Origin of the sequence: Shewanella sp. 10N.7, from assembly GCF_020806285.1 — a bacterium.
GTDB classification, from domain to species: domain Bacteria; phylum Pseudomonadota; class Gammaproteobacteria; order Enterobacterales; family Shewanellaceae; genus Shewanella; species Shewanella electrodiphila.
On sequence record NZ_JAJGZS010000004.1, the window covers coordinates 1 to 23,068 of the forward strand.

The 23,068-nt window shown below is 38.5% G+C and carries 23 protein-coding genes; 15 read left to right on the top strand and 8 right to left on the bottom strand.

Annotation, left to right across the window (positions count from 1 at the left end; translation table 11 throughout):
• The first annotated feature begins 179 nt into the window (after positions 1–179).
• From LMH66_RS03665 to LMH66_RS03675, 3 genes are all read left to right on the top strand, one after another.
• Entirely contained in the window at positions 180–683 is a 504-nt protein-coding gene (locus tag LMH66_RS03665) for a VC2046/SO_2500 family protein (protein ID WP_229368580.1), read from the top strand.
• 131 nt (positions 684–814) lie between these two features.
• Positions 815–1,102, top strand: a complete 288-nt coding sequence (locus tag LMH66_RS03670; RefSeq protein WP_102527228.1) for a DUF406 family protein — start codon at positions 815–817, stop codon at positions 1,100–1,102.
• A gap of 232 nt (positions 1,103–1,334) precedes the next feature.
• The gene (locus tag LMH66_RS03675) at positions 1,335–3,512 is read left to right on the top strand and encodes an EAL domain-containing protein (protein ID WP_229368697.1); all 2,178 of its coding nucleotides are present in this window, start codon (positions 1,335–1,337) and stop codon (positions 3,510–3,512) included.
• A gap of 28 nt (positions 3,513–3,540) precedes the next feature.
• On the opposite strand, the gene LMH66_RS03680 is transcribed toward LMH66_RS03675, so the two are convergent.
• Positions 3,541–4,023: a YchJ family protein gene (locus tag LMH66_RS03680; protein ID WP_229368581.1), complete on the bottom strand. Its 483-nt coding sequence runs from the start codon at positions 4,021–4,023 to the stop codon at positions 3,541–3,543.
• Between the two features lie 147 nt (positions 4,024–4,170).
• Positions 4,171–4,782: a YybH family protein gene (locus tag LMH66_RS03685; RefSeq protein ID WP_229368582.1), complete on the bottom strand. Its 612-nt coding sequence runs from the start codon at positions 4,780–4,782 to the stop codon at positions 4,171–4,173.
• A gap of 128 nt (positions 4,783–4,910) precedes the next feature.
• Between LMH66_RS03685 and smrA the strand changes: the two genes are divergently transcribed.
• Positions 4,911–5,501: a DNA endonuclease SmrA gene (gene smrA, locus LMH66_RS03690; protein WP_229368583.1), complete on the top strand. Its 591-nt coding sequence runs from the start codon at positions 4,911–4,913 to the stop codon at positions 5,499–5,501.
• 76 nt (positions 5,502–5,577) lie between these two features.
• Here the strand turns inward: smrA and LMH66_RS03695 are convergent, their stop codons facing one another.
• From LMH66_RS03695 to LMH66_RS03705, 3 genes are all read right to left on the bottom strand, one after another.
• On the bottom strand, positions 5,578–5,718 hold the full coding sequence (locus LMH66_RS03695) for a hypothetical protein (protein ID WP_229368584.1): 141 nt from the start codon (positions 5,716–5,718) through the stop codon (positions 5,578–5,580).
• Positions 5,719–6,304: 586 nt separating this feature from the next.
• Positions 6,305–6,445 (bottom strand): hypothetical protein, encoded by a 141-nt coding sequence (locus LMH66_RS03700; protein WP_157936199.1) that lies wholly within the window; start codon positions 6,443–6,445, stop codon positions 6,305–6,307.
• Between the two features lie 623 nt (positions 6,446–7,068).
• Complete coding sequence (locus LMH66_RS03705; protein ID WP_229368585.1) at positions 7,069–8,943, bottom strand: M2 family metallopeptidase; 1,875 nt, start codon at positions 8,941–8,943, stop codon at positions 7,069–7,071.
• A 193-nt stretch (positions 8,944–9,136) separates the two neighbouring features.
• Between LMH66_RS03705 and LMH66_RS03710 the strand changes: the two genes are divergently transcribed.
• Entirely contained in the window at positions 9,137–9,781 is a 645-nt protein-coding gene (locus LMH66_RS03710; protein ID WP_229368586.1) for a TetR/AcrR family transcriptional regulator, read from the top strand.
• 9 nt (positions 9,782–9,790) lie between these two features.
• Positions 9,791–12,067 carry an acyl-CoA dehydrogenase gene (locus tag LMH66_RS03715; protein ID WP_229368587.1) on the top strand — a complete coding sequence of 759 codons (2,277 nt, stop codon included), beginning with the start codon at positions 9,791–9,793 and terminating at the stop codon, positions 12,065–12,067.
• Positions 12,068–12,192: 125 nt separating this feature from the next.
• On the opposite strand, the gene pyk is transcribed toward LMH66_RS03715, so the two are convergent.
• Together pyk and LMH66_RS03725 are read right to left on the bottom strand one after the other, a co-directional pair.
• Positions 12,193–13,632 carry a pyruvate kinase gene (pyk, locus tag LMH66_RS03720; protein ID WP_229368588.1) on the bottom strand — a complete coding sequence of 480 codons (1,440 nt, stop codon included), beginning with the start codon at positions 13,630–13,632 and terminating at the stop codon, positions 12,193–12,195.
• Positions 13,633–13,838: 206 nt separating this feature from the next.
• Positions 13,839–14,693, bottom strand: a complete 855-nt coding sequence (locus LMH66_RS03725; RefSeq protein ID WP_076541003.1) for a MurR/RpiR family transcriptional regulator — start codon at positions 14,691–14,693, stop codon at positions 13,839–13,841.
• Between the two features lie 330 nt (positions 14,694–15,023).
• On the opposite strand from LMH66_RS03725, the gene zwf reads away from it, so the two are divergent.
• The 9 genes from zwf to LMH66_RS03770 all read left to right on the top strand — a co-directional run bounded on the left by zwf (position 15,024) and on the right by LMH66_RS03770 (position 22,189).
• Positions 15,024–16,496 (top strand): glucose-6-phosphate dehydrogenase, encoded by a 1,473-nt coding sequence (gene zwf, locus LMH66_RS03730; protein ID WP_229368589.1) that lies wholly within the window; start codon positions 15,024–15,026, stop codon positions 16,494–16,496.
• 9 nt (positions 16,497–16,505) lie between these two features.
• Positions 16,506–17,204, top strand: coding sequence for a 6-phosphogluconolactonase (gene pgl / locus LMH66_RS03735; RefSeq protein ID WP_229368590.1), 699 nt, complete (start codon positions 16,506–16,508; stop codon positions 17,202–17,204).
• 11 nt (positions 17,205–17,215) lie between these two features.
• Entirely contained in the window at positions 17,216–19,042 is a 1,827-nt protein-coding gene (edd, locus tag LMH66_RS03740) for a phosphogluconate dehydratase (protein ID WP_229368591.1), read from the top strand.
• Between the two features lie 19 nt (positions 19,043–19,061).
• Positions 19,062–19,703 (top strand): bifunctional 4-hydroxy-2-oxoglutarate aldolase/2-dehydro-3-deoxy-phosphogluconate aldolase, encoded by a 642-nt coding sequence (locus tag LMH66_RS03745; RefSeq protein ID WP_229368592.1) that lies wholly within the window; start codon positions 19,062–19,064, stop codon positions 19,701–19,703.
• A 169-nt stretch (positions 19,704–19,872) separates the two neighbouring features.
• Positions 19,873–20,334, top strand: coding sequence for a class I SAM-dependent DNA methyltransferase (locus LMH66_RS03750; RefSeq protein WP_229368593.1), 462 nt, complete (start codon positions 19,873–19,875; stop codon positions 20,332–20,334).
• Positions 20,335–20,550, top strand: coding sequence for a hypothetical protein (locus tag LMH66_RS03755; RefSeq protein WP_229368594.1), 216 nt, complete (start codon positions 20,335–20,337; stop codon positions 20,548–20,550).
• Positions 20,551–20,618: 68 nt separating this feature from the next.
• Positions 20,619–21,008 (top strand): hypothetical protein, encoded by a 390-nt coding sequence (locus LMH66_RS03760; RefSeq protein WP_229368595.1) that lies wholly within the window; start codon positions 20,619–20,621, stop codon positions 21,006–21,008.
• Positions 21,009–21,077: 69 nt separating this feature from the next.
• Positions 21,078–21,602, top strand: a complete 525-nt coding sequence (locus LMH66_RS03765; protein ID WP_229368596.1) for a hypothetical protein — start codon at positions 21,078–21,080, stop codon at positions 21,600–21,602.
• 134 nt (positions 21,603–21,736) lie between these two features.
• Positions 21,737–22,189 (top strand): DUF4124 domain-containing protein, encoded by a 453-nt coding sequence (locus LMH66_RS03770; RefSeq protein WP_229368597.1) that lies wholly within the window; start codon positions 21,737–21,739, stop codon positions 22,187–22,189.
• A gap of 121 nt (positions 22,190–22,310) precedes the next feature.
• On the opposite strand, the gene LMH66_RS03775 is transcribed toward LMH66_RS03770, so the two are convergent.
• Positions 22,311–22,868 (bottom strand): DUF1569 domain-containing protein, encoded by a 558-nt coding sequence (locus LMH66_RS03775; RefSeq protein WP_229368598.1) that lies wholly within the window; start codon positions 22,866–22,868, stop codon positions 22,311–22,313.
• Positions 22,869–23,068 lie beyond the last annotated feature (200 nt).

The following is a 23,068-nucleotide window of genomic DNA, read 5'->3' on the forward strand; positions in this document are numbered from 1 at the left end:
AGGCTGAGCCGTCAGATTTACAGTCTGATCCCTTTGGCCACTCGGGAACCCCTCCTCAATTGCGGCGAGAATAATAGTCACGAATTAAATATAAGTAAAGCCAAAATCGAAAATAACTCTCAAGTATTTGTTCAAGTGGTCGATAAAATAACAATCGCAGTAATTAATGATGTTTTCATATGCAAATTGAGTTTCCTTTAGTCAATGAACTACAACTGGGCAATCGTTTAAATGATGCGATTGAACATGATCGTCGTGGTGAATTTGGCCTTCTTTTATCTATGTTGTCTGTTGATGCTCGTGACATGTCACAATTTCAACTTGATAAAGAACTCAATGTCGATGAAAAACTATACAAAACTTTTCAGTTACCTCAAGCTCAACAACTCGTATGTGATTTATCACAACAGCAAGCTATAGATCACGCCACTGATTTTCAACGCGGCGGGGTATCGCAGTTTCATTTACAACAAGCTTTAAAACCCGAAGCATTAGTGACTCGCGGGCAATATGAGGATGAAATGCAAATCGTTTTGGCTAATTGCGATGAGCTTACTAAATTAAAACACCAACAATCAGTTCCAGAAATTACAGAAATAAATCAAATTCATTTTTTAGATCAATTAGCCACTCAGCGTAAAATAAGTGAGACTTTAGCAAACCAGCTTTATGCAGTTGCTTGATTTTTAAACTGTAATGATTGTTGTTGTCACATTTGTTGAATATTATGTTCTGCTAATTGTGTGAACTAGCTAGATAATAAATGACAGTTTTACGTTATGCTGACGCTTTATAGCAGTGAAAGGCGATTAATATGATTAAAACGATTACTAAGCAAGACGTTCAAGTTAGTGATAGCTGTAATGATTGTGGTTCATTTGTTGATATCGGTACTGTGATCGATGAACAAGATACGCAGTTGATTTTGCAAGTTGAAGGCGAAACAGCCTTAGCGGATGCTCAGGCGATTATTGAAAAAGCAGAAACACGTTTTGACTCTGTTAACACTCGTTTTGATGAAACCGACAATCACATAACGGTGTTTATTGAGTTTGAATTTACAGCTGAGAAAATGATTTTTCAGTTAGAAAACAGTCTGTAAAAGCGAAAAATCTTGGTTACAACCTAAATTTAAGGGTTACATCTTGCAATTTTATGCCGTAAGTGTAACCTTCGTAACACTAATACTTTTGGGATAGACCTTTTGTTTATTCCTATGTACAGGTTTTTTTCTGTATAACACTTATGGGTATGATAATTACCCTGATTTTAAATGGATAAAGACCTCCTAAGAATGAGGTCAACCCGATTGCTATGCTGTCTTTTTGGGAATAATAATGAAGCAAACTGAGCAACACTTATTAGAGTTAATTGTAAACTCTGTGGCTAAAGAAAAGGGGGACTTCACCGGAACCTCTGAATTAGTCTGTAAATTGCTGTTGAAGCATTTTAATGCCACTTGTGTGTCTGTTATTTCTCTACGAAATAAAGCACTTGAGCAAAAAGTTGTTGCCTGCCTTTCCCCTGTAGTCGCTATTAGTGATGCGATTAAGCAATTACGTCATGATAATTTTGCCTCTGAATCATATTTTGAAGAAATCCGCCGTTATAGACACATTGCCAGTAGCATTTCAGCAACTGATAAGCGTTTAAGCTGTTTTTCTGACTATTATAAACAAACTGGAATTGAATCTAATCTTGATGTGGCCATCCGAATAAATGGCCATATCGAAGGTCTACTTTGTATTGAGTTTGATCACCAAGTTGAATTATCCATACCAAACATAGAATTTGCATGTCAATTTGCAGATCAATTAGCACTGACCCTCGCAACGCGTTATGCCTATGACAATAATGAACGACTAACTTTGTTTCATAGTGCGACAGAACAAGCTAAGCATGTACTGATGTTAATCAATCTGAAAACTCAGATCATTGAGTACGTCAATCCTGCTCATGAAAAGATGACAGGGCTTGCTCGCGAAATTGTTCAAGATAACGAGTTAATTACTTTAGATTTTTTCCGTGGTAAACGTGAACTTGCCAATGAACTCACTGAAAAATTAATTGCTGGTGAAACGATTCAAGGTGAAGCAGAGCTGGAGAGAGTCGATAACACTAAATACTGGGTACAGTATCAAGCCAACCGCTTTGTAACAGAGCAAGGTAATTATTATGCCTTGGTTTCTTGTATTAATGTTTCTGAGCAGCGTCGACATAAAGACGAATTAGAAAACCTTGCTTGGAATTGTACTTTAACAGGCTTGCATAATCGGCTGCATTTCACCCAGCAACTTGACCGAGCTTCAAACGGTATACTGTTTCTAATCGATTTGATGGGCTTCAAACGTTTTAATGACACCAGTGGTCATGAGCAAGGTGATGCACTGTTAACTGAAGTTGCACGTAGATTAAAACACTTCGCACTAAGTAATAATGCCATTGATGTTGCACGTGTAGGCAGTGATGAGTTTGCCGTTTTGTTACCTGATCTTGAATCAACAGAAATTCTTGAAGAAGTTGTTTTTAAGCTTTATCAAAAGCTAGCTGTTCCTTCTGTTATCGGTCGCGAAAAAGTTGATCCTAAAGCAGCCATCGCGGTTGTGGATGTCGCTGCTGTTGCATCACAATTCTCACCTTTATCTTGTGCTGATATTGCACTGCAATATGCCAAGAAGAAAGCCATGTTGAATTTTCAGATATTCAATGATGATTTATTAGCCACGTTTAAAAATAATGCTGATATAGAAAGAGATTTAATGTCTGCTATCCGTGGTAGGCAATTTGAACTCTATTATCAGCCGTTAATGGATTTAAAAAACCACAAGTATATTGGTGCTGAGGCGTTAATACGCTGGCATCACCCTAAAAAGGGCATACTTTATCCTGGTGCGTTCATTGAAATAGCAGAACAATCAGGAATGATTAATGCTATCGGTGACTGGGTTCTCGAAGCGGCTTGTAAACAGCTTAATTTATGGCAGCGTAAAGATGTCGACATAGTGATGCATGTTAACGTTGCAGCAAGACAGTTCTTCAGTGGCAATTTATTCGAGCAAGTTTGGAATTTAGTCACTCGTTATAGAATAAAACCACAGAGTTTGATTCTAGAAATAACAGAAACTGAATTAATGGGTGATATTCGACATGCCACTCGTTTGTGTCAAGAATTAGCTGACTTGGGTGTAGGCTTAGCCATTGACGACTTTGGTACGGGCTATAGCTCTATGCGTTATCTAAAGCAATTTCCTATTACTAAGTTAAAAATAGATCGTTCATTTATATCAGATTTAACCACTAGCCATGAAAGCCGAGAGATAGTTAGCGCAATTATCGCAATGGCCAAAGCCTTGAACATATCATTGACAGCGGAAGGGGTTGAAACTAAAGAGCAGGAAATATTCCTCGAAGATAGTAGTTGCCATCATGCACAAGGGTATTTATACAGTCCCGCTATAAGAGAAAACGAATTTTCAAAGTTCATTTTTGAGCAAAATACAGCGGTTCATTAAGCATTGATGTCACTTTAAAACTTTAACGTTAGACAATTTTTCGCATGCAACAAGCTTTAAACTTTTTTCCACTGTAGCAAACGCACTTATCATTTCGTTTGGGTAACTCAGCCGCTCTTTGTTCTCCTTCTGTGTAATACCACATGCCATTCAACTTCTGAAATTGTGAACACTCGTAAATAGCATCGATGTCATTATTGTTTATATACCATGCTTTAAAAGTGACTGTGCCTTCGACCAAATCATTTTGCGATTCTTCTACGTCTAATCCTAACCATTCAGTGTCATCTGCGCCTTGCGCTAGAAGTTCAATGGTTAAGCCGTTTAAGTAGTCAGGCTGGTGGGTGTCGATTAAATATTGATGATGCTGTAGAACAAAAGCGCAATAACGAGAGCGCATGAGTGTTTCTACATCATTTGCAGTGTTAACTTTTAAGTGAAATGGCTGGCAACACTGGGCGTAAGTGAGTGTTCTGCCGCAAGGGCAAGGAGATTGAATGTTTATTGTCATGTTAATGGCTAATGATCTGCTGGCATTTTATTGATTAGTATTGAAATGACAATGGTACAGATTTTTAAAGCGTAACAGAATATCTTTATCGATCCACCGTCGTTATGGCATTTCTAATTGCGATTTTATTGACTAAACATGAACAAATTAATGGTCGTGTTCGTCAGACTCTTGATGATTTTCATGTAAAGCCGTGGTTTCTTCATGCGATTCTATTAGCGGATTAAATTGACGCCCGTAGTATAAGTTTGAACTTGGTTTTGCAGAGAAGTAGAAATCAGGTTTAACTTTAGTATTTGAATCAACAATAAACTGCCATTGTTGCTCACCAACTTTGCGAGACACGAGAACAAACTTTCCTGAGAATACACTTGTTGGTTCGCCAGTTTCTTTACGGGGATGGAAACGCACTAAGTAATAACCTACATCGGTTGCATTTTCATCGGTCAATTCTCGGTTGATGACTCTAAAATCGACATCGATATGGGCTGATTTTTTAGCAATTTTCTTAAAAAAGACTTTATACAAGGATAAGATATTTTCTTTACCTGCCACAATTTCTTTATCGAAGGTTTCTGAAATGTAAACGGCATCATCAGCATAAATTTGATCAATGATGTTGAGATCTAATTTTTCAAATCCTGAAGAAAAGACTTTATAGTTAGCATTAATTAAGTCGTTGTCTGTCATTGTTTCAGCAGTTGAAAAGTGACTGAAAAAAGATAAAACGAAAATAAACAAAAGTTTTATATGGCTCATGTAAATATAATGCTCTTAAAATGAGTTTTAAATGAATGCGTATGCAGTTCAAGATATGGATGACACTATAAATTATTATAATCCGCAGCAAAAGCGTGGAATCTTTACAAATTGTGTAGGAGTTGATGATGCAGCAAGAAGACAGTGATTTATTTTGGGAAGAAATGGCAGGTGTTAAGCCACTTAAGGTCAATGATAGTCATTTTAATCAACCCACTCATTTGCCGACTGACTCACAGTTAGCAAGACGAGCTGCGGCAGCACAAAACGAGTATTTGGATAAACTTACTGTTGATCCTGCTTTGATACTACCGATTGAACCAGAGGAGATCATTAGCTATAAAATCAATGGTGTCCAAGAAGAAGTGTTTCGTCATTTACGTTTAGGTAAATATAAAACTAAATCTGTAATAGATCTGCATGCTTATCGTTTGGTTCAAGCACGTGAATTGTTAATCGATGCTGTTCTACAAGCCTATGGGCGAGGTGAGAGAAATATATTAGTTATTCACGGCAAAGGGTTTAAAAGCAAACCTTTTGCTGGATTGATGAAGTCGGCTGTTAATCATTGGTTAGTTCAGTTAGAAGAGGTACAAGCTTTTCACAGTGCAACCCGCGAACAAGGTGGAACAGGAGCTTTGTTTGTGATGTTAGTCAAATCTGAACAGCAACGCGTAGTAGCAAGTGAAACCAATCGTAAAGGCAGCGGCTTTAGATAATGCTTATGTCGTTAGGAATATGTGATTAATAAAGCCCGTGGGAAAGGGCTTTACGTGTTGTTTATCTTTGCTGCAGTTATATCAGTAAATAGCCAAGTACACCGATAAGAATCACAAATATAATGATTGTGGTTGTGTTGTTTGCTTTATCACTGCTTTCGTTATTTAAACGTTTTGAACGTTCATTTCTGTGTTTTTGATAACTTTTCTTGTTCATGTTGTGCCTAGGTTTCATTGTTTGAAACCGATTTAATGTTTTAGAAGGCTGCGGGATTAGGTTTGATGTCTTGTAGACTCGACCATAACTCCTGGAGATCATTAAATTGTATTAAGTAAAACAAAGGATATTGCGGCTTAGATACACCGATCGGAGTCAATATTCTTCTCAATAGAAGCATTCAATCACAGCTAATGATTAAATCTTTTTAAGCAAAAAATTGTAATCAACAACCATTGGTGACAATCACTAATAACAATCACTAATAACAATCACTAATAACAATCACTAATAACAGTCATTAATTAACAATCACTCACGTTCAAATATTAGTTAGTAGTACTGAGGTTTGAGTGCTTTTGAAATTGATTCCATTAATAACTTTGTCATTTTCATCTAAAAAAATAACTATGTTTTATCCATAAATGTGAACTAGTGAGACATTTCATAAAAGATATTGTATAAAGCAAAGCTGATGGTTATAAAATGTTTAAAGTCGAAACTAATAAGTTAATTAACAGTAGCTTACATGTTGTTTGTTGTTGCTGAATTATTCACAAAAGGCATCATTGAACCGGCTTTGCACTTACATGACGAAATACAACACTGCCATAGTGATGAAGAGAAAGTGAATGCTAGTTTTGTGGTTAGCATAATTTAATGTCGAACCTTTACGGATCCGTTTAGCTCGACCATTTCTTAGTTTTACATAGTTACTTTTTTTCACACAAAACTCCTTGCTCCTGAATAATTCAAGAAAACAATACTTAGAATGAAGAAGGGCTAATTAATAATTGAATGATTAATTATATTTTTAAGCGAAGGCGGGTGTTTAACGGTATTGAAATCAACAAAAATCCGAATGTGGATTGTTGATGTAATAGGATCACCTACGCATTCGCTGCACAAGTAACTCCATTCACTTTGTAATCGAACGTAAATTACCACAAAGACTTGTCTCATAAACGGCTGTTTATGTGATCTAGATCGTATAAGTCAAAATAACAACAGGTGTTATATTAATGTCGTTAAAAGGTGTGTAGGTTTTGGTTGCTCACCTGTTTCTCATTTGTTTTGATCTGGTTAAATTGTGGCGTTGTGTTCAGTAAAGGGATAAATGAGATTTTGTGTGATTGAAGAAGCAAAAGGTTATGTTGTTGGTATTTGTATTCGATTTATATTAATTGATTAGGATATGCAAAGACTGACATTAGCAGTCATCAGGTTAATGTGCCTAGAATTGATTTAAGGCTAAATATTATTGTAGCTACAAAAAGAGCACCTTAATTAGGTGCTCTTTAATGTTTTGATTATTTACCAAAACCAATAGGTGTATCTATATTGACTCGATTACCAACCGCATTGACGATTTTCGGTTTTATTCTGCTCATCAAGCCAAACCTGCAATGGCGCAAAATAATCCAATACCGCTTTAGCATCCATTGACTTAGTACCAGTAACAATATTCAGTGCTTCAGGCCAAGGCTGACTGAGTCCAGCTTCTAGCATTTGATTTAACTTATCGCCAGCTTCTTTGTTGCCGTAAATACTGCATCGGTGGACAGGGCCTTCATTACCAGCAATGTCACATAACGATTTGTGAAATTGGAATTGAAGTACATGAGCTAAGAAATAGCGTGTATAAGGCACGTTACCTGGTACGTGGTATTTAGCTCCGGGATCGAAATCGGCTTCTGTACGTGCTATCGGTGCAGCAACACCTTGATATTTTTCACGTAAATCCCACCAAGCTTGATTGTATTGTTCAGGTGATATTTCGCCATTGAAGACTTTCCAGCGCCACTGATCAATCATTAAGCCAAATGGCATAAAAGCAATTTTATCGAGTGCTTGTTTTAATAATAGGCCTATGTCTTTCGAAGCATCAGGTACCTCGTCAAGTAAGCCTATTTGTTTTAAGTAGCTTGGAGTGATTGATAATGCGATGGTATCGCCAATAGCTTCATGGAAACCATCATTGGCAGAGCCTTTAAATAAATGAGGCTGGTTTTTATAGGCGCGTTGATAATAATTGTGGCCAAGCTCATGATGAATAACAGTAAAGTCTTCAGCAGTTTTTTGAATACACATTTTAATACGAATATCATCTTCGTTGTCTAAATCCCAAGCCGATGCATGACAAACGACATCACGATCTTTGGGTTGAACAAAAAGGGAACGTGTCCAAAAAGTATCTGGTAATTCATCGAAACCAAGGGATGAGAAAAAGCCTTCAGCTTGTTCAACCATTTTAATTTCGTCATAATTATTTGCAGCAAGTAGGGCTGTTACATCATAACCAGGATCAGCATCTTCAGGTGCCACTGAATTGTATATGGTTCCCCATTGCTGTGCCCACATGTTACCCAATAGATGAGCAGGAATTGGACCTTGCTTAGGTGCGATGTCATCACCATATTGCTCGTTTAACTCGCCACGTACGTAACAATGTAGAGAATCATATAAAGGCTTAATGTCACCCCATAATCTATCGAGTTCTGCAGAAAAGTCGTCTGGTTTCATATCATATTGACTACGCCATAATTCAGATAGATCAGCAAAACCTAAGTCTCTAGCGCCTTCATTAGCAAGTTCAACTTCTCGTTCAAACAAAGGGCGCATCGGCTTAGCTATTTCACGCCAACCTTGCCAAGCCTCTAATAATACAGCGGGATCTTGAGACTCAGCCATTAACGCTGAAAGTTCAGGCTGCGTGAGACAACGTCCATCATCAAAACAGTATTTCCCTTTGCCATATAAGCCGTTTAATTCTGAGCTGATTTGTGCAAGTTCTGCATTCTTTACTGGATCGAGAGGTGCGGGCAAAACAAGGCTACTGCGTAGAATATGTAACTTACGGGCATTGACTGGATCGAGTTCTACATTGGCATATTTGGCAGCTTCGGTAGCAAAGCTAACTGAGCGAGAAGTCATTTTCTCACCAATAGCAGCTGAGAGTGCTGCTGTATCTTCAGTAATAAAGTTACTATATACCCATTCAGTACGAGCGCCTTCTATAGACAATTGAGCCAACTCAGTTTCTGCTTGATTAATAAACTTAATTGCTGATTCACTATCAATTGTTGATGTTGCTTTAATAACAGTATTTTGAACTTCCGCTGTTGAAGTGATGATTTCTTCTTCTGCTTGTTGGCAGGCAGTAAGCCCTAATGCAATTGAAATAACCAATGCAATTTTGGACGGCTGTTTAAAAGGGTGTTTCATCTTATCGTTTTCCTTGTTTTTATTGTCGGCGTTAGTTTACATAAATAAGGCTTATATTGCATATAAGTTAACAGAACCCGCTGTGATGCCTATAAACCTGCTATTAACTTAGTCTGTTAACAGTAAATTAGATTGACAAGTGTGCGCTCAATGTTTAATTTAAACGAGTGTTTTAATTGAAATGGGTCATGGAATGGCAAGCAGAACAGATACAAAAACAAGAATTCTTGATGCCGCTGAAAAATTATTTGCCGAAAGAGGCTTTTCAGAAACATCGTTAAGGTTAATTACCAGTAAAGCTGAAGTCAATTTGGCATCCGTTAACTATCATTTTGGTTCAAAGAAAGAACTCATTCGAGCAGTGTTAGCACGCTACTTAGATGTGTTTATGCCTAGTGCAGCAGCTGAAATACAAAGGTTATTTAAAAATCCAGAACTTGCTAATTTGAATGAAATATTTTCATCGCTAATTAAGCCCTTGCTGGAACTCAATCTGGTACGTCATGGCGGAACAACGATTTTTCTACAGTTGTTAGGTCGTGGTTATATTGAGAGTCAAGGTCATTTGCGTTGGTTTATCACAACGCATTATGGACAATATTTAGAAGCGTTCGTAAAAGCGGTTTCAGCAAGTGCGCCGCATATTCCGCCTGCAGAAATGTTTTGGCGTCTACACTTTACCTTAGGCACAATTGTTTTCACTATGGCTTCTGCAGATGCATTAAATGAAATTGCTGCAGCAGATTATGGTGAACATAACGATACCGAAGCAATTATACGTAAAGTCATACCATATATGGCAGCTGGCGTTTCAGTACCCATTTTAGCAAAGGAATAAGGGATTAACATGACTGTCCTCATACTAGTTTTAATAGCACTGATTGTGCTATTTGGTGTCCGAAATTTAAGGATGCGTTTTATTACGCGTCCTGTTTTTAGTTTTTTCAAAAAAGTGTTACCACCGCTCTCAAGTACTGAAAAAGAAGCTATGGAAGCTGGCGATGTGTGGTGGGAAGGTGAGTTATTCCGTGGTAACCCTAACTGGAATACGTTACATAACTACGGCAAACCAACACTCTCTGCTGAAGAACAAGACTTTATTAACAATCAAGTGATGACAGCTCTCACAATGATTGACGATTATGACATTGTTCATAATCGTAAAGATCTACCTCCTGAATTATGGGATTACTTTAAAAAAGAAGGTTTTTTCGCCTTAATCATCCCTAAAAAGTTTGGTGGTCGTGAGTTCTCTGCTTATGCGAATTCAACTATTGTAAGTAAAATTGCTACCAGAAGTATCAGTGCTGCTGTGACAGTTATGGTACCTAATTCACTGGGTCCTGGTGAATTATTGACTCACTATGGTACTCAAGAGCAAAAAGAGCGTTGGTTACCAGCATTAGCGGTTGGTGAAGAATTACCGTGTTTTGCGTTAACTGGCCCTGAGGCAGGTTCAGATGCTGGTGCTATTCCAGATGTTGGTATCGTTTGTCGTCGTGAGTTTAATGGTGAAGATACCCTAGGATTAAGTTTAACTTGGGATAAGCGCTATATCACTTTAGCACCTGTTGCGACCGTACTCGGATTAGCGTTTCAAATGCGCGATCCTGAAGGTTTATTGGGTGATGAACAAAACATTGGTATTACTTGTGCGTTAATTCCTACCGATCATGAAGGGGTTGAAATTGGCCGTCGCCATAACCCACTCATGATGGCATTTATGAATGGCACCACCACAGGTAAAGATGTATTTATCCCCCTTGATTGGATTATTGGTGGCCCTCAATTTGCCGGTAAAGGTTGGAGAATGTTGGTTGAGTGTTTATCAGCTGGTCGCGGTATTTCTCTACCTGCACTTGCCACGGCATCAGCGCAAATGGCGACCAAAACAACAACTGCTTACAGTTATGTCAGACAACAATTTGGCATGCCAATTGGTAAGTTTGAAGGCGTACAAGAAGCTTTAGCCCGTATCATTGCTAATACTTATCAACTTGAAGCCGCGCGTTGTTTAACGACAACAGGTATTGACCTTAAGGTTAAACCGTCAGTAGTAACGGCTATTGCCAAATACCATATGACTGAACTGGGTCGAGATGTGGTTGAAGATGCAATGGATATTCAATCAGGTAAGGGCATTCAGCTTGGCGCTAAAAACTACTTAGGTCATGCATACATGTCTAGCCCAATTTCGATAACGGTTGAAGGCGCAAACATCCTCACTCGTTCTCTGATGATTTTTGGTCAAGGAGCAACACGTTGTCATCCTTATGTCCTTGCTGAAATGGAAACTGCAGCGATGGAAGATCAAAAAGCAGCAATTAACCGTTTTGATGCTTTGTTGATGGGTCATATGGGCTACGCAGCACGTAATGGTGCTATGGCGTTCTTTAATGCATTAACAGCCAGTAAAACTAATTCATCGCCAGTGAGTGGTACCACGCAGCAGTATTACAAAGACATGAGCCGATTATCATCGGGGTTAGCCATCATGACGGATTTGTCTATGCTAATAATGGGTGGTGACTTAAAGCGTAAAGAAATGATTTCTGCGCGTATGGGTGATGTACTTAGCCAACTTTATTTAGCATCTGCCACTTTAAAGCAATTTGAAGACAATGGCCGTCAACAAGACGATTTGCCGATTGTGCATTATGTAATGACAGAACGTTTACATCTTGCGGCTAAAGCGCTTCATGAAGCAACACGTAACTTCCCAAGTAAGCTTGTTGGCATATTATTGAAAGTGATTATATTCCCATTAGGCAATCATTTTAATGCGCCATCAGATAAACAAGCGACGACATTAGCAGACAACTTCTTACAACCATCACCAGCAAGGGATCGTATTACTTTCTTATGTGCTGATTTTGAAGGGGATAAGAGTGGTATTGCTGAAGTTGAACAAGCTTTTCTTGCAAAGATTGAGTGTAAGCATTTATATGCTCGCTTGAGAAAAGCACAGAAGGCAGGTGAACTCACGCCAAAACTACCTGCTCTAACTAGTTTCAGTGAAGCGTTAGAAAACAATGTTATTGATCAGCAAGAGTACGACCAATTGGTTGATGCTGATACAAAACGTTTAGCTGCGATTAATGTGAATGATTTTGAATCACTATAATTAATGCTATTTGAAAGATTAAAACACACGTAATAAAAAACCACCTCATTGAGGTGGTTTTTTTATGAAGCTAAATAGCGAGTTAATTGCCATTGAGCTTGATGTAAATGTAGTTACAAAATCAACTAAGCTACGACTAACACTTTACAAGTGTTTGTGCCGCCAACTGTTTCCATCGCATCACCTTTAGTCATTAAGACCATGTCACCTGATTTAAGGTAACCAGCTTTAGCGACAGCTTTTAGTGCTTCAGAAGCTAATGCATCTGCTGCGACTGCTGTAGAGTCAAACTGAACCGGCATCACACCACGGAACAATGCAAGCTTTGCTAACGTCTTTTGATGACGTGACAGCGCAAAAATAGGTAATGATGAACTGATACGAGACATTAATTTAGTTGTCTCACCAGATTCAGTCAAACTGATAATCGCTTTAACACCTTCAAGGTGGTTAGCTGCATACATAGTAGAAAGGGCGATAGTTTCTTCGATAGAATTGAACTTTTGATCCAATCTATGTTTAGAAGACATCACTGAAGGATGTTGTTCTGCACCTTTACAAACGTTGCTCATTGCTAACACAGTTTCTTCTGGGAAGTCACCGGCAGCAGTTTCAGCTGAAAGCATTACCGCATCTGTGCCATCTAATACAGCGTTAGCTACATCCATTACTTCTGCACGTGTTGGCATAGGACTTGAAATCATTGATTCCATCATTTGCGTCGCTGTAATAACAACTTTATTAAGTTGACGTGAGCGCTTAATGAGTTTCTTTTGAACAGCCACTAATGCAGCATCGCCAATTTCAACACCTAAGTCACCACGAGCAACCATTACAGCATCAGATGCTTTAATAACATCGTCCATTGCTTCGTCAGTACCAACAGCTTCAGCACGTTCCACTTTTGATACGATTAATGCATAGCTACCAGCTTGTTCTGCAAGTTTACGAGCTAAATCTAAATCTGCACCAGTACGTGGAAATGAAACGGCAAGGTAATCAACTTGAATTTGAGCAGCTGTTAAAATGTCAGCTTTATCTTTTTCAGTTAATGCTGGTGCAGTTAAACCGCCACCTTGCTTATTGATACCTTTATTGTTTGATAGAGGACCAGCAACAGTAACAGTAGTGAAAACTTTTTGACCATCTACTGAATCAACTCGAAGTTGAACACGACCATCATCAAGCATTAAGATGTCACCGATAACAACGTCGTTTGGTAACTCTTTATAATCAATACCAACTTGCTTTTCGTCACCTTCGCCTTTGCCTAATGCCGCATCTAAAACAAAGATGTCACCTAAATTCAGTTGAATTTTTTTGTTATCTTTGAAAGTAGAAACACGAATTTTAGGGCCTTGTAAGTCACCTAATACTGCGACATGAACGCCTAACTCTTTAGCGATGTTACGAGCGTCAGTAGCACGTTTAAGATGATCTTCTGGTGAACCATGTGAGAAGTTAAGACGCACCACATTCGCACCCGCTGCGATGATTTTACGTAAATTGTCATCACGATCAGTTGCAGGGCCAAGTGTAGTAACGATTTTAGTTCTGCGGAACATAAGATACTCCGTTAATTTAAAGAAAAAGAATTCGGTACATATAATGAAACTATATTAACAGAGATTTTGGCATTATGTAGGAAAGTTACAAACAAAAAGAACGGTTTTTGTGTTTTATTTTTGTGACATAATCGATCTTTAGACAAAAAAAAGGCCGAACAGTTAATACTGTTCGGCTTTTCAGTCTTGTCATTTAAAGGAAATATTTAAATAGTAAGATCTTTATTAACTCGTGATTCTTTTAAAACTTCCTTAACACGCTTCAAATTATCTCGAAAACGTGGGCCTCTGCGAAGGGTAAACCCGGTTGCCAGAACATCAATTGTGACGAGCTGTGCTAAACGAGATGCCATAGGCAAATACATATCTGTATCTTCTGGCACTTCCATCGTCACTGGTAGAGTACATTCGTGTGAAAGAGGGGAATTACGTGCAGTAATACCAATCACGGCAGCGCCGTTCTCACGTGCAATACGGGCTATTTCAATTAATGATTTGGTACGTCCAGTATGTGAAATTAGTACGACCACATCACCTTCATCACAGCCAATGCAGCTCATTCGTTGCATCAGTACATCATCAAAGCATATAACTGGAACATTAAAGCGGAAAAATTTATTTTGCGCATCGTGAGCAACAGAAGATGAAGCACCTAGGCCGAAAAACGAGATGGTTTTAGCTTGAGTCAGGATATCGACTGCTTTGTTAACTGCTACTACATCTAGGCTTTGACGTGCTGTATCAAGGGATGCCATTGAAGATTCGAAGATTTTTGTTGTATATGATTCTGGAGAATCATCTTCTTCGACATGACGGCTAACATAAGGCGTACCGTTAGCAAGACTTTGCGCTAGATGTAATTTAAAATCAGGAAAGCCTTTAGTATCTAGACGGCGACAAAAGCGATTCACCGTTGGCTCACTGACGTCAGCCATTTTCGCAAGCGTAGCTATACTAGAGTGGATAGCTGTTTGTGGAGAAGATAAGATAACTTCTGCCACTTTACGCTCTGACTTACTAAATTGTGTAAGGCTCTTTTGCACCTTTTCAAGGGTATTCATAAGCAATTGTCCGCTAAAATGGATGATGTAATTTTATATCATAAATTACATTTTAATAGTGAATGAAGTAATTTTCGTACTTCTATAAACGTTATGTAGTCAGTTTACTGAGTTATTCTGTAACTATAAAGAGATAGTAGAGTAATTTAATCACCAAAATACTATCAGGTTTTATGTTAAAAAGGCTAGATACAAGACAAACGAATATTTTCAAAATATAGATGCACAAATCTAATTCTGTTGTTATATTACAACAAAAGTGTGTTTTAAATCATCGGCAGCACAAAATAATAGCCAATGAGCACACAATATAAAGGAGTATGTAAAGCAATGAGTAACTCATCATCAGGGGCTAAGGCTTGCGATTTTGTACTTTTTGGTACGAAGGGCGATCTCGCGAGACGTAAATTACTGCCTTCACTTTATCAATTAGATAAAGCAAACCTGCTAGATAAAGATACGAAAGTGATTGGTGTCGCTAAAGATGCCTTCACTCATGAAGAGTTTGTCGCCTTAGTACATAAAGCGTTAAACACATTTGTTAAAGACGAATTGTGTGAAGAAACCCTAGAAAGATTTATTGCTCGTTGCCATTACATCGGCACTAACTTTACAGAAGCTGAAGGCTATAAAGCATTCCATGACTTATTAGAGCCTACTAAGCGAGTCATGGTAAGTTATTTTGCAACACCTCCTTCTATCTTCGGCGATATCTGTCGTTGTCTTAATGAACAAAACCTTATTCACTCTGATACGCGTATCGTGCTTGAAAAGCCAATTGGTACTTGTCTTGAGTCTTCAAAAGTTATCAATAATAAAGTATCTGAGTATTTCAATGAAAATCAGGTTTATCGTATTGACCATTACTTAGGTAAAGAAACAGTACAAAATCTGATAGCACTTCGTTTTGCAAATTCTTTATTTGCATCGAAGTGGGATAACCGAACCATTGATCATGTACAAATCACTGTCGCTGAAGAAGTGGGTATTGAAGGCCGCTGGGGTTATTTTGATACTGCAGGTCAAATGCGTGACATGATCCAAAACCATTTATTACAAGTGTTAACCCTTGTTGCAATGGATCCTCCAGTCAATCTTGATGCTGACAGCATTCGTGATGAAAAGGTAAAAGTCCTTAAATCATTGCGTCCAATCACACCATATAACGTTTTTGAGAATTCTGTGCGCGGTCAATACACCGCTGGTTTCTTAAAAGGTAGCCCAGTACCTGGTTACCTTGAAGAAGAAGGTGCAAACGTTAAATCAAGCACTGAAACTTTTGTAGCACTGCGTGTTGATATTGATAACTGGCGTTGGGCTGGCGTACCTTTCTACTTACGTAGTGGTAAGCGTATGCCATTTAAGAGTTCTGAAATTGTGGTTTACTTTAAAAATCCACCGTTGAACTTGTATCGCGACAGCATGCGTAATTTGCCTCCAAATAAATTAACGATTCGTCTACAGCCTCATGAAGGCGTTGAAATTCAAATGATGAATAAAGTGCCTGGTTTGGAAGAGAAACAGCGCATTCAAACTACCAAGCTTGATTTAAGTTTCACCGATACTTTCAAAAACGAACGCATTGCTGATGCTTATGAACGTTTGTTATTAGAAGCCATGATTGGTAACCAAGCCTTATTCGTTCGTCGTGATGAAGTTGAAGAAGCATGGACTTGGGTTGACGGCATCATGAATTCTTGGGAAAACGGCGGCGAAAAGCCAAAGCCTTACCCAGCAGGCACTTGGGGCCCAGTTGCTTCAGTTGCTCTTATTACTAAAGACGGCCGTTCTTGGGACGAGTAAGGATTGATGATGATAAAAGAATCTGTATTTAAATCATTTGATACACCTAGCGATTTAGAAGCAAAGCTTGCTGATAAAATTGCTAGCCAATTACAAGACGCAGTTGATAGCCGAGGTAAAGCTAGCTTAGTTGTTTCTGGTGGCTCAACACCGTTGAAATTATTCAAATTACTCAGTAATAAAGCCATTGATTGGGCTGATGTATACATTACATTGGCTGACGAACGTTGGGTTGATGCTGAAGCCAATGACTCAAATGAGCGTTTAGTCCGTGAACATCTATTACAAAATCGTGCAGCAAATGCAAAATTTCGCGGTTTAAAAAACATGTTTGATAGCCCAGAGAAAGGCTGTGATATGACCATTGAGTCATTAGCTAATTTCCCTAAACCTTTTGATGTCGTTGTTTTAGGTATGGGAACAGATGGACACACCTGTTCTTGGTTCCCGTGCAGCGCTGAATTAGATAATGCATTTACCACCGAGTCTTTGTGTGCAGCGGTTAATCCAACGACAGCGCCACATGCACGTATTACTTTATCTAAAGGTGCAATCTTAAACAGCCGTCAAATCTATCTTCACCTTGTAGGTGAGTCAAAATTATCCGTATATCGCCAAGCGTTAGAAAATGACGATGTGAACGAAATGCCTATCAGAGCAGTATTAGCGCAGCGCAAGACGCCCGTTGATGTGTTCTATAGCGCTTAAAGGAGTCCATTATGCACTCAGTAGTTCAAGCTGTAACCGATAGAATTATCGAACGCAGCAAAGATTCTCGTAAAAAATATTTAGCGGCATTAAATGATGCCAGTGCCAAAGGTGTTCATCGCAGTGCATTAAGCTGCGGTAATTTAGCTCATGGTTTTGCTGCTTGTCAGCCTGCAGATAAAGAATCATTGCGTCAATTAACAAAAGCCAATATTGGTATTGTTACTGCGTTTAATGACATGCTTTCTGCACATCAACCATATGAGACTTATCCAGAATTTTTAAAGAAAGCGTGTCAGGAAGTCGGTAGTGTTGCACAAGTTGCAGCAGGTGTTCCTGCAATGTGTGATGGTGTGACTCAAGGTCAGCCTGGCATGGAACTCAGCTTACTTAGCCGTGAAGTCATTGCTATGTCAACTGCAGTAGGTCTTTCTCACAATATGTTTGACGGTGCATTACTGCTGGGTATTTGTGACAAAATCGTACCTGGTTTATTGATTGGTGCACTGAGCTTTGGTCATTTGCCTATGATGTTTGTCCCAGCAGGGCCAATGAAGTCGGGTATTCCAAATAAAGAAAAAGCACGAGTACGTCAGCAATTTGCCCAAGGTAAAGTTGATCGTGCTGCATTGCTTGAAGCTGAATCAAGCTCTTACCATAGTGCGGGGACATGTACTTTCTACGGTACTGCAAACTCAAACCAGTTAATGCTTGAAATCATGGGGCTGCAGCTTCCTGGGTCATCTTTTGTGAATCCAGACGATCCATTACGTGATGAATTAACCGCTATGGCTGCCAAGCAAGTGTGTCGTTTAACCGAAATGGGCACCCAATACACACCAATTGGCGAAGTCGTTAATGAGAAATCAGTGGTTAACGGTATTGTCGGTATTCTTGCAACAGGTGGGTCAACTAACCTAACAATGCATATTGTTGCCGCCGCTCGTGCAGCTGGCATCATTGTTAACTGGGATGACTTTTCTGATTTATCAGACTGTGTGCCATTAATGGCGAAAGTGTATCCGAATGGTCATGCAGATATTAACCATTTCCACGCTGCAGGCGGAATGGCATTTTTAGTTAAAGAATTACTGGATGCTGGCCTTATTCACGAAGATGTTAATACCGTCGCAGGTTTCGGACTACGTAAATACACTCAAGAACCACGTATTCTTGATGGCAAGCTAACCTGGGTAGATGGACCGATTGAAAGTCTAGACAAAGAAGTTTTAACCAACGTTGCTACACCATTCCAAAATAATGGTGGTTTAAAATTGGTTAAAGGTAATTTAGGCCGTGCAGTGATTAAAGTCTCTGCAGTACCTAACGGTAACCGTATTGTTGAAGGTCCTGCCGTTGTTATTGACGATCAAAACAAACTTGATGCCATTTTCCAAGCGGGTGAATTAGACAGAGATTGTGTCGTTGTTGTTAAAGGACAAGGACCTAAAGCTAATGGTATGCCTGAATTACACAAACTCACGCCGTACCTTGGCACGCTCCAAGACAAAGGATTTAAAGTTGCATTAGTCACCGACGGACGTATGTCTGGTGCGTCGGGTAAAGTACCTGCTGCAATTCATTTAACGCCAGAAGCGTTAGATGGTGGAATGATTGCCAAAGTAGAAGATGGCGATTTAATCCGTGTTAATGCCGAAACTGGCGAATTAAGTTTACTTGTGGATGAAGCAACCTTAGCTGCACGTGTTGCCGGTAAAGTGGATTTACATCATTCAAGTTATGGCATGGGACGCGAACTATTTGGTGCACTTCGAAATAGTTTAAGCAGTCCTGAAACAGGCGCTCGCAGTACCAGTGCCATTGACGAAATTTACTAATTTTAAGGAAGATTAACGAATGCTTGAGAATAACTGGACAATACAGCCGCAAGATATTTTTAAACGCAGTCCGATTGTTCCTGTAATGGTTATCAATAAAATTGAGCATGCTGTACCGTTAGCGAAAGCATTGGTTGCGGGTGGCATAAGTGTTTTAGAGATTACCTTACGCACAGAGTGTGCTTTAGAAGCAATTGAATTAATTGCTAAAGAAGTGCCAGAAGCGATTGTGGGTGCAGGTACAATTTTAAATGAACTTCATCTTCAGCAAGCCATTGATGCAGGTTCACAATTTATCATTACCCCTGGTGCTACAAAAGGATTACTTGAAGCTGCGAAAAAAGGTAATGTGCCTTTAATTCCTGGTGTTGCGAGTATTTCTGAAGTTATGGTTGGAATGGAGCTGGGTTATACCCACTTTAAATTCTTCCCTGCAGAAGCGTCTGGCGGCGTGAATGCGCTTAAAGCTTTCTCGGGGCCTTTAGCTAATATTCGTTTTTGTCCAACGGGTGGTATTACACCATCGAGTTACAAAAATTACTTGGCCCTGCCAAACGTTGATTGTATTGGTGGAAGCTGGATTGCGCCAACTGATGCAATGGAGCAGGGTGACTGGGAACGTATTACTCAGTTATGTAAAGACGCGATTAGCGCACTTTAATTATTGCACTTGCACTTGCACTAGTTTAGTTCTAGATACGCAATGATTGTAAAAACCACCTTAGGGTGGTTTTTTTATATCCAAAAATTGTAATATTGGTTAATCTTTTACCCACTGTGAATTGAATATTTTTGTTTCTGTAAGCTGACTAAATGGACTGAATAATTATATGGATAAGGTCAATGAGACTGTCTCAACGTTTAATAAAATGGCCCAAAAATATCAAGATAAATACATGGACTGTGATTTATATAGCGACAGTTTAGATAAGTTATGTGGACTAATCTTTGAAGAACAAACATTGCATAGATCAACCATACTAGAGGTTGGTTGCGGCCCAGGTAATATTAGCCAATACTTATTGAACTGGCGCTCCACAGATAACGAAAAACTCAATATTGCTATTGCCGGTTTTGACCTTGCACCAGCGATGATTAAGCTTGCTAAGCAAAACAATCCGCAATGTCATTATCATGTTAGAGATATGCGTGACTTGAATGATTTACGCCCTCAATCTTCAGCTGATACATTTAATATTGCTATATGTGCGTTTTGTATCCCTTATTTAGAGCAATTCGAGTTAACACAATTTATTACTGATTTAGCTAATGTATTAGCTGCCAACAGTTAATTGTTTATTAGCTTTATGGAAGATGATTATCAGAATTCCGTTACCCAAGAATCAGCAGTGGGTGACCGCGTGCATATGCACTATTTTCAATCTGAAGATGTGATTAAACTATGCCAAGCGCAAGGTTTTGAGCTTGTTGAAAAACATACTAAAGATTATCTGGTTGATGATGTTAAACAAGCCACGGATTGTTTTATTTATCTAAGGCGAGAGTAATTAATTCAGCTATTAATGACTAATGGTAACAATACTAAATAATGTGTTTATAAAGGAATATATCCACCATGACAAAGCACAAGTTAATACTAAAGCTTCCTTTTGTTTGCTTCGTTTGCATGTCGATAGCTTGGTGGTATTTTTATACCCATGATATGTGGCTAAACGATTTTGGCAGAGTAAAAAGTGAATGGCTTTTACTGATTGATATGATGGTGACAATGCCATTAATTTGTTTTGTGTGTGTAAAATCCAATAAGTTAGCCTTGCTCAAGTCATTAAGTTACTTTGCGCTGTTTGTCGCTCTCGGTAGTTATTTTATTCCAGCTGAAAATCAAGTCTTATGGCTACACTTAACAGATTTACGCTATGTACTAATCACGGGATTTTTTATCATAGAGTTAAGTGCTATTTTGTGCGTAATACTTGCTATTAGGCAAGCCGTAAAAAGCGGTTAAGATCCTGATATAGCTATTGAAAATTCAATTATAAACCTCGTAGGCAATGGCATACTGGCCAGTGTGCTAATGCTTGAAACGCGAGTATGGAGTTTTGTTTTTTGCAGTCGTTTTATTAAACCAAGTAGCTATAAAGGGGAGCAACATTTTTATTATCACCTTAAGGATGCTAATCAATCGAATGCACTTGGTTTTATGTTAATGATTGCTTTTGAAATCCCCTTAATGCATTTACTGATTCATTTTATATGGTCACCTTTTGCTGCAAACATCATTACTGGTTTAACCTGTTTTAGTTTGGCTTTTTTCATTGCAGAGTATCGCGCGATGTCACGTCGTCCTATCAGCATTGACCAACAAACATTATATGTGCGCTATGGGGTGTTTAACCAATTTACGATTAGTCTGTCTAACATCACCTCAATTAATATCAATCACGATGTGATTGCTCGAAGTGAACATATTAAGCGTTACAATTTCAGTGGTGTACCTAATGTCCGTATTTTACTTACAAATCCTGTCAACGGTATTGATGCCATTTATCTTGGCGTAAATGAACCACATAAGTTAATCAGTGCTATTCATAATAGTTAATAAAATATGTATGCCTTTACCTATACGGTCATAATTACCGTAAAATTGAATTAGACACCCTAAAGAGCTATTTATTTTTGAATTTACTTTCAGTAAGTTAGGGTTACTATTTATAATTATTATACGATTTACAAATGATAAAATTAAATATTAAGCCTTCGCTCATATCCACTAGCTTATTAATAGTGCTCTCCTACCCAGTGTCTGCAGAAATTTATAAATGGGTAGATGAGGCTGGAGTGGTGCATTTCTCTCAGCATGAACCTAAAAATTTACAGGTTGAAGAGATTGATGTTGCCGTCGTTAATAATATGAAGACCAGTGGTTCTCACAGCAGCGCTGCAGGTTTATCGCAATTAAATTGTGATAAAGCGGTACGAAATTCAACTAAGTTAATTTTAGCGGATTTGAAAAGTAAAGCTAAAGGTCAGTCTAACTTGTTTATTAAAACCATGAGTTCGCCAAGCTTTATAGATGATGGCGTTAAGCGGTGTAATAGGGATAAAAACGATCCTAAACGCGCAGGTGCTTGGCTGTGCCAACAAAGAGCGGTATCTGCTAGTGCTGTTAAAAGTTGTGAAGCTTAAAATTTTCTACCGCGGTAAATGAATGCACTTAATTCATTTATTATTTTTTTCATTAAGTCAGTTTTAATGAGTTAATTACTCGCTTACTCAGTTAGGTGTATTTAAGTTAGGTGTATTTAAATTAGACCACCATAATTTCTTTTAAATGGTTATTAAAGTGCATCACATGTGCTAATTCATATTCTGATTTCGTTAATTCGCCATAAGCGAAGTGTGGTTGCAGCTTACCTGCGTGTTGCTGGAAGTCAGTTAATGACAGTTGCAGACGATTTAAAGCCATATCAATATCTTTAGGGGTGAGTAGTGGTGCGCCTGGTATTGCTTCGCTCAGGTTATGACTCATTTTCCCTTTTGCGGCAAATGCTGAAAACGCGAAGCTACCGAGGGTGTTTTTGAATAACTCAGATTTATGCTCTGGGTATCCGCTGATAGAGTATTCAACACTTTGAGCACAATGATTTAAAATTTGGCTAAGTTCCCAATTACCAGTCGTTAAAATTCTTGAATCGTTTGTCTGTAAATTCAGTAAATGCTGTTTCATTTCAGCAATGCGCTTCAACGTATACTCAATAGTTAACGGACCTTCTTCGGTATCTATGGCAATCCAAGTGGTTACGCCTGCAACCGTTAATATAGCACTACCAGTTAATACAGTTTTTAGAAGTAAACGACGTTCCATTCTGACCCACATGATTGTTGTGTTAGCTGACTAGTTAATCAGAAGGGCAAGAAAACAGCAATGGATTAACAATAAACAGTGATTGATTAGATTAATTAAATGAACTGTCAAAAATGAAAAAACGCCAATCAATTGATTAGCGTTTCATTATTGAAAGCTGAATAGTAAAACATAACCTATTCAGACTGAGTACTTTGACT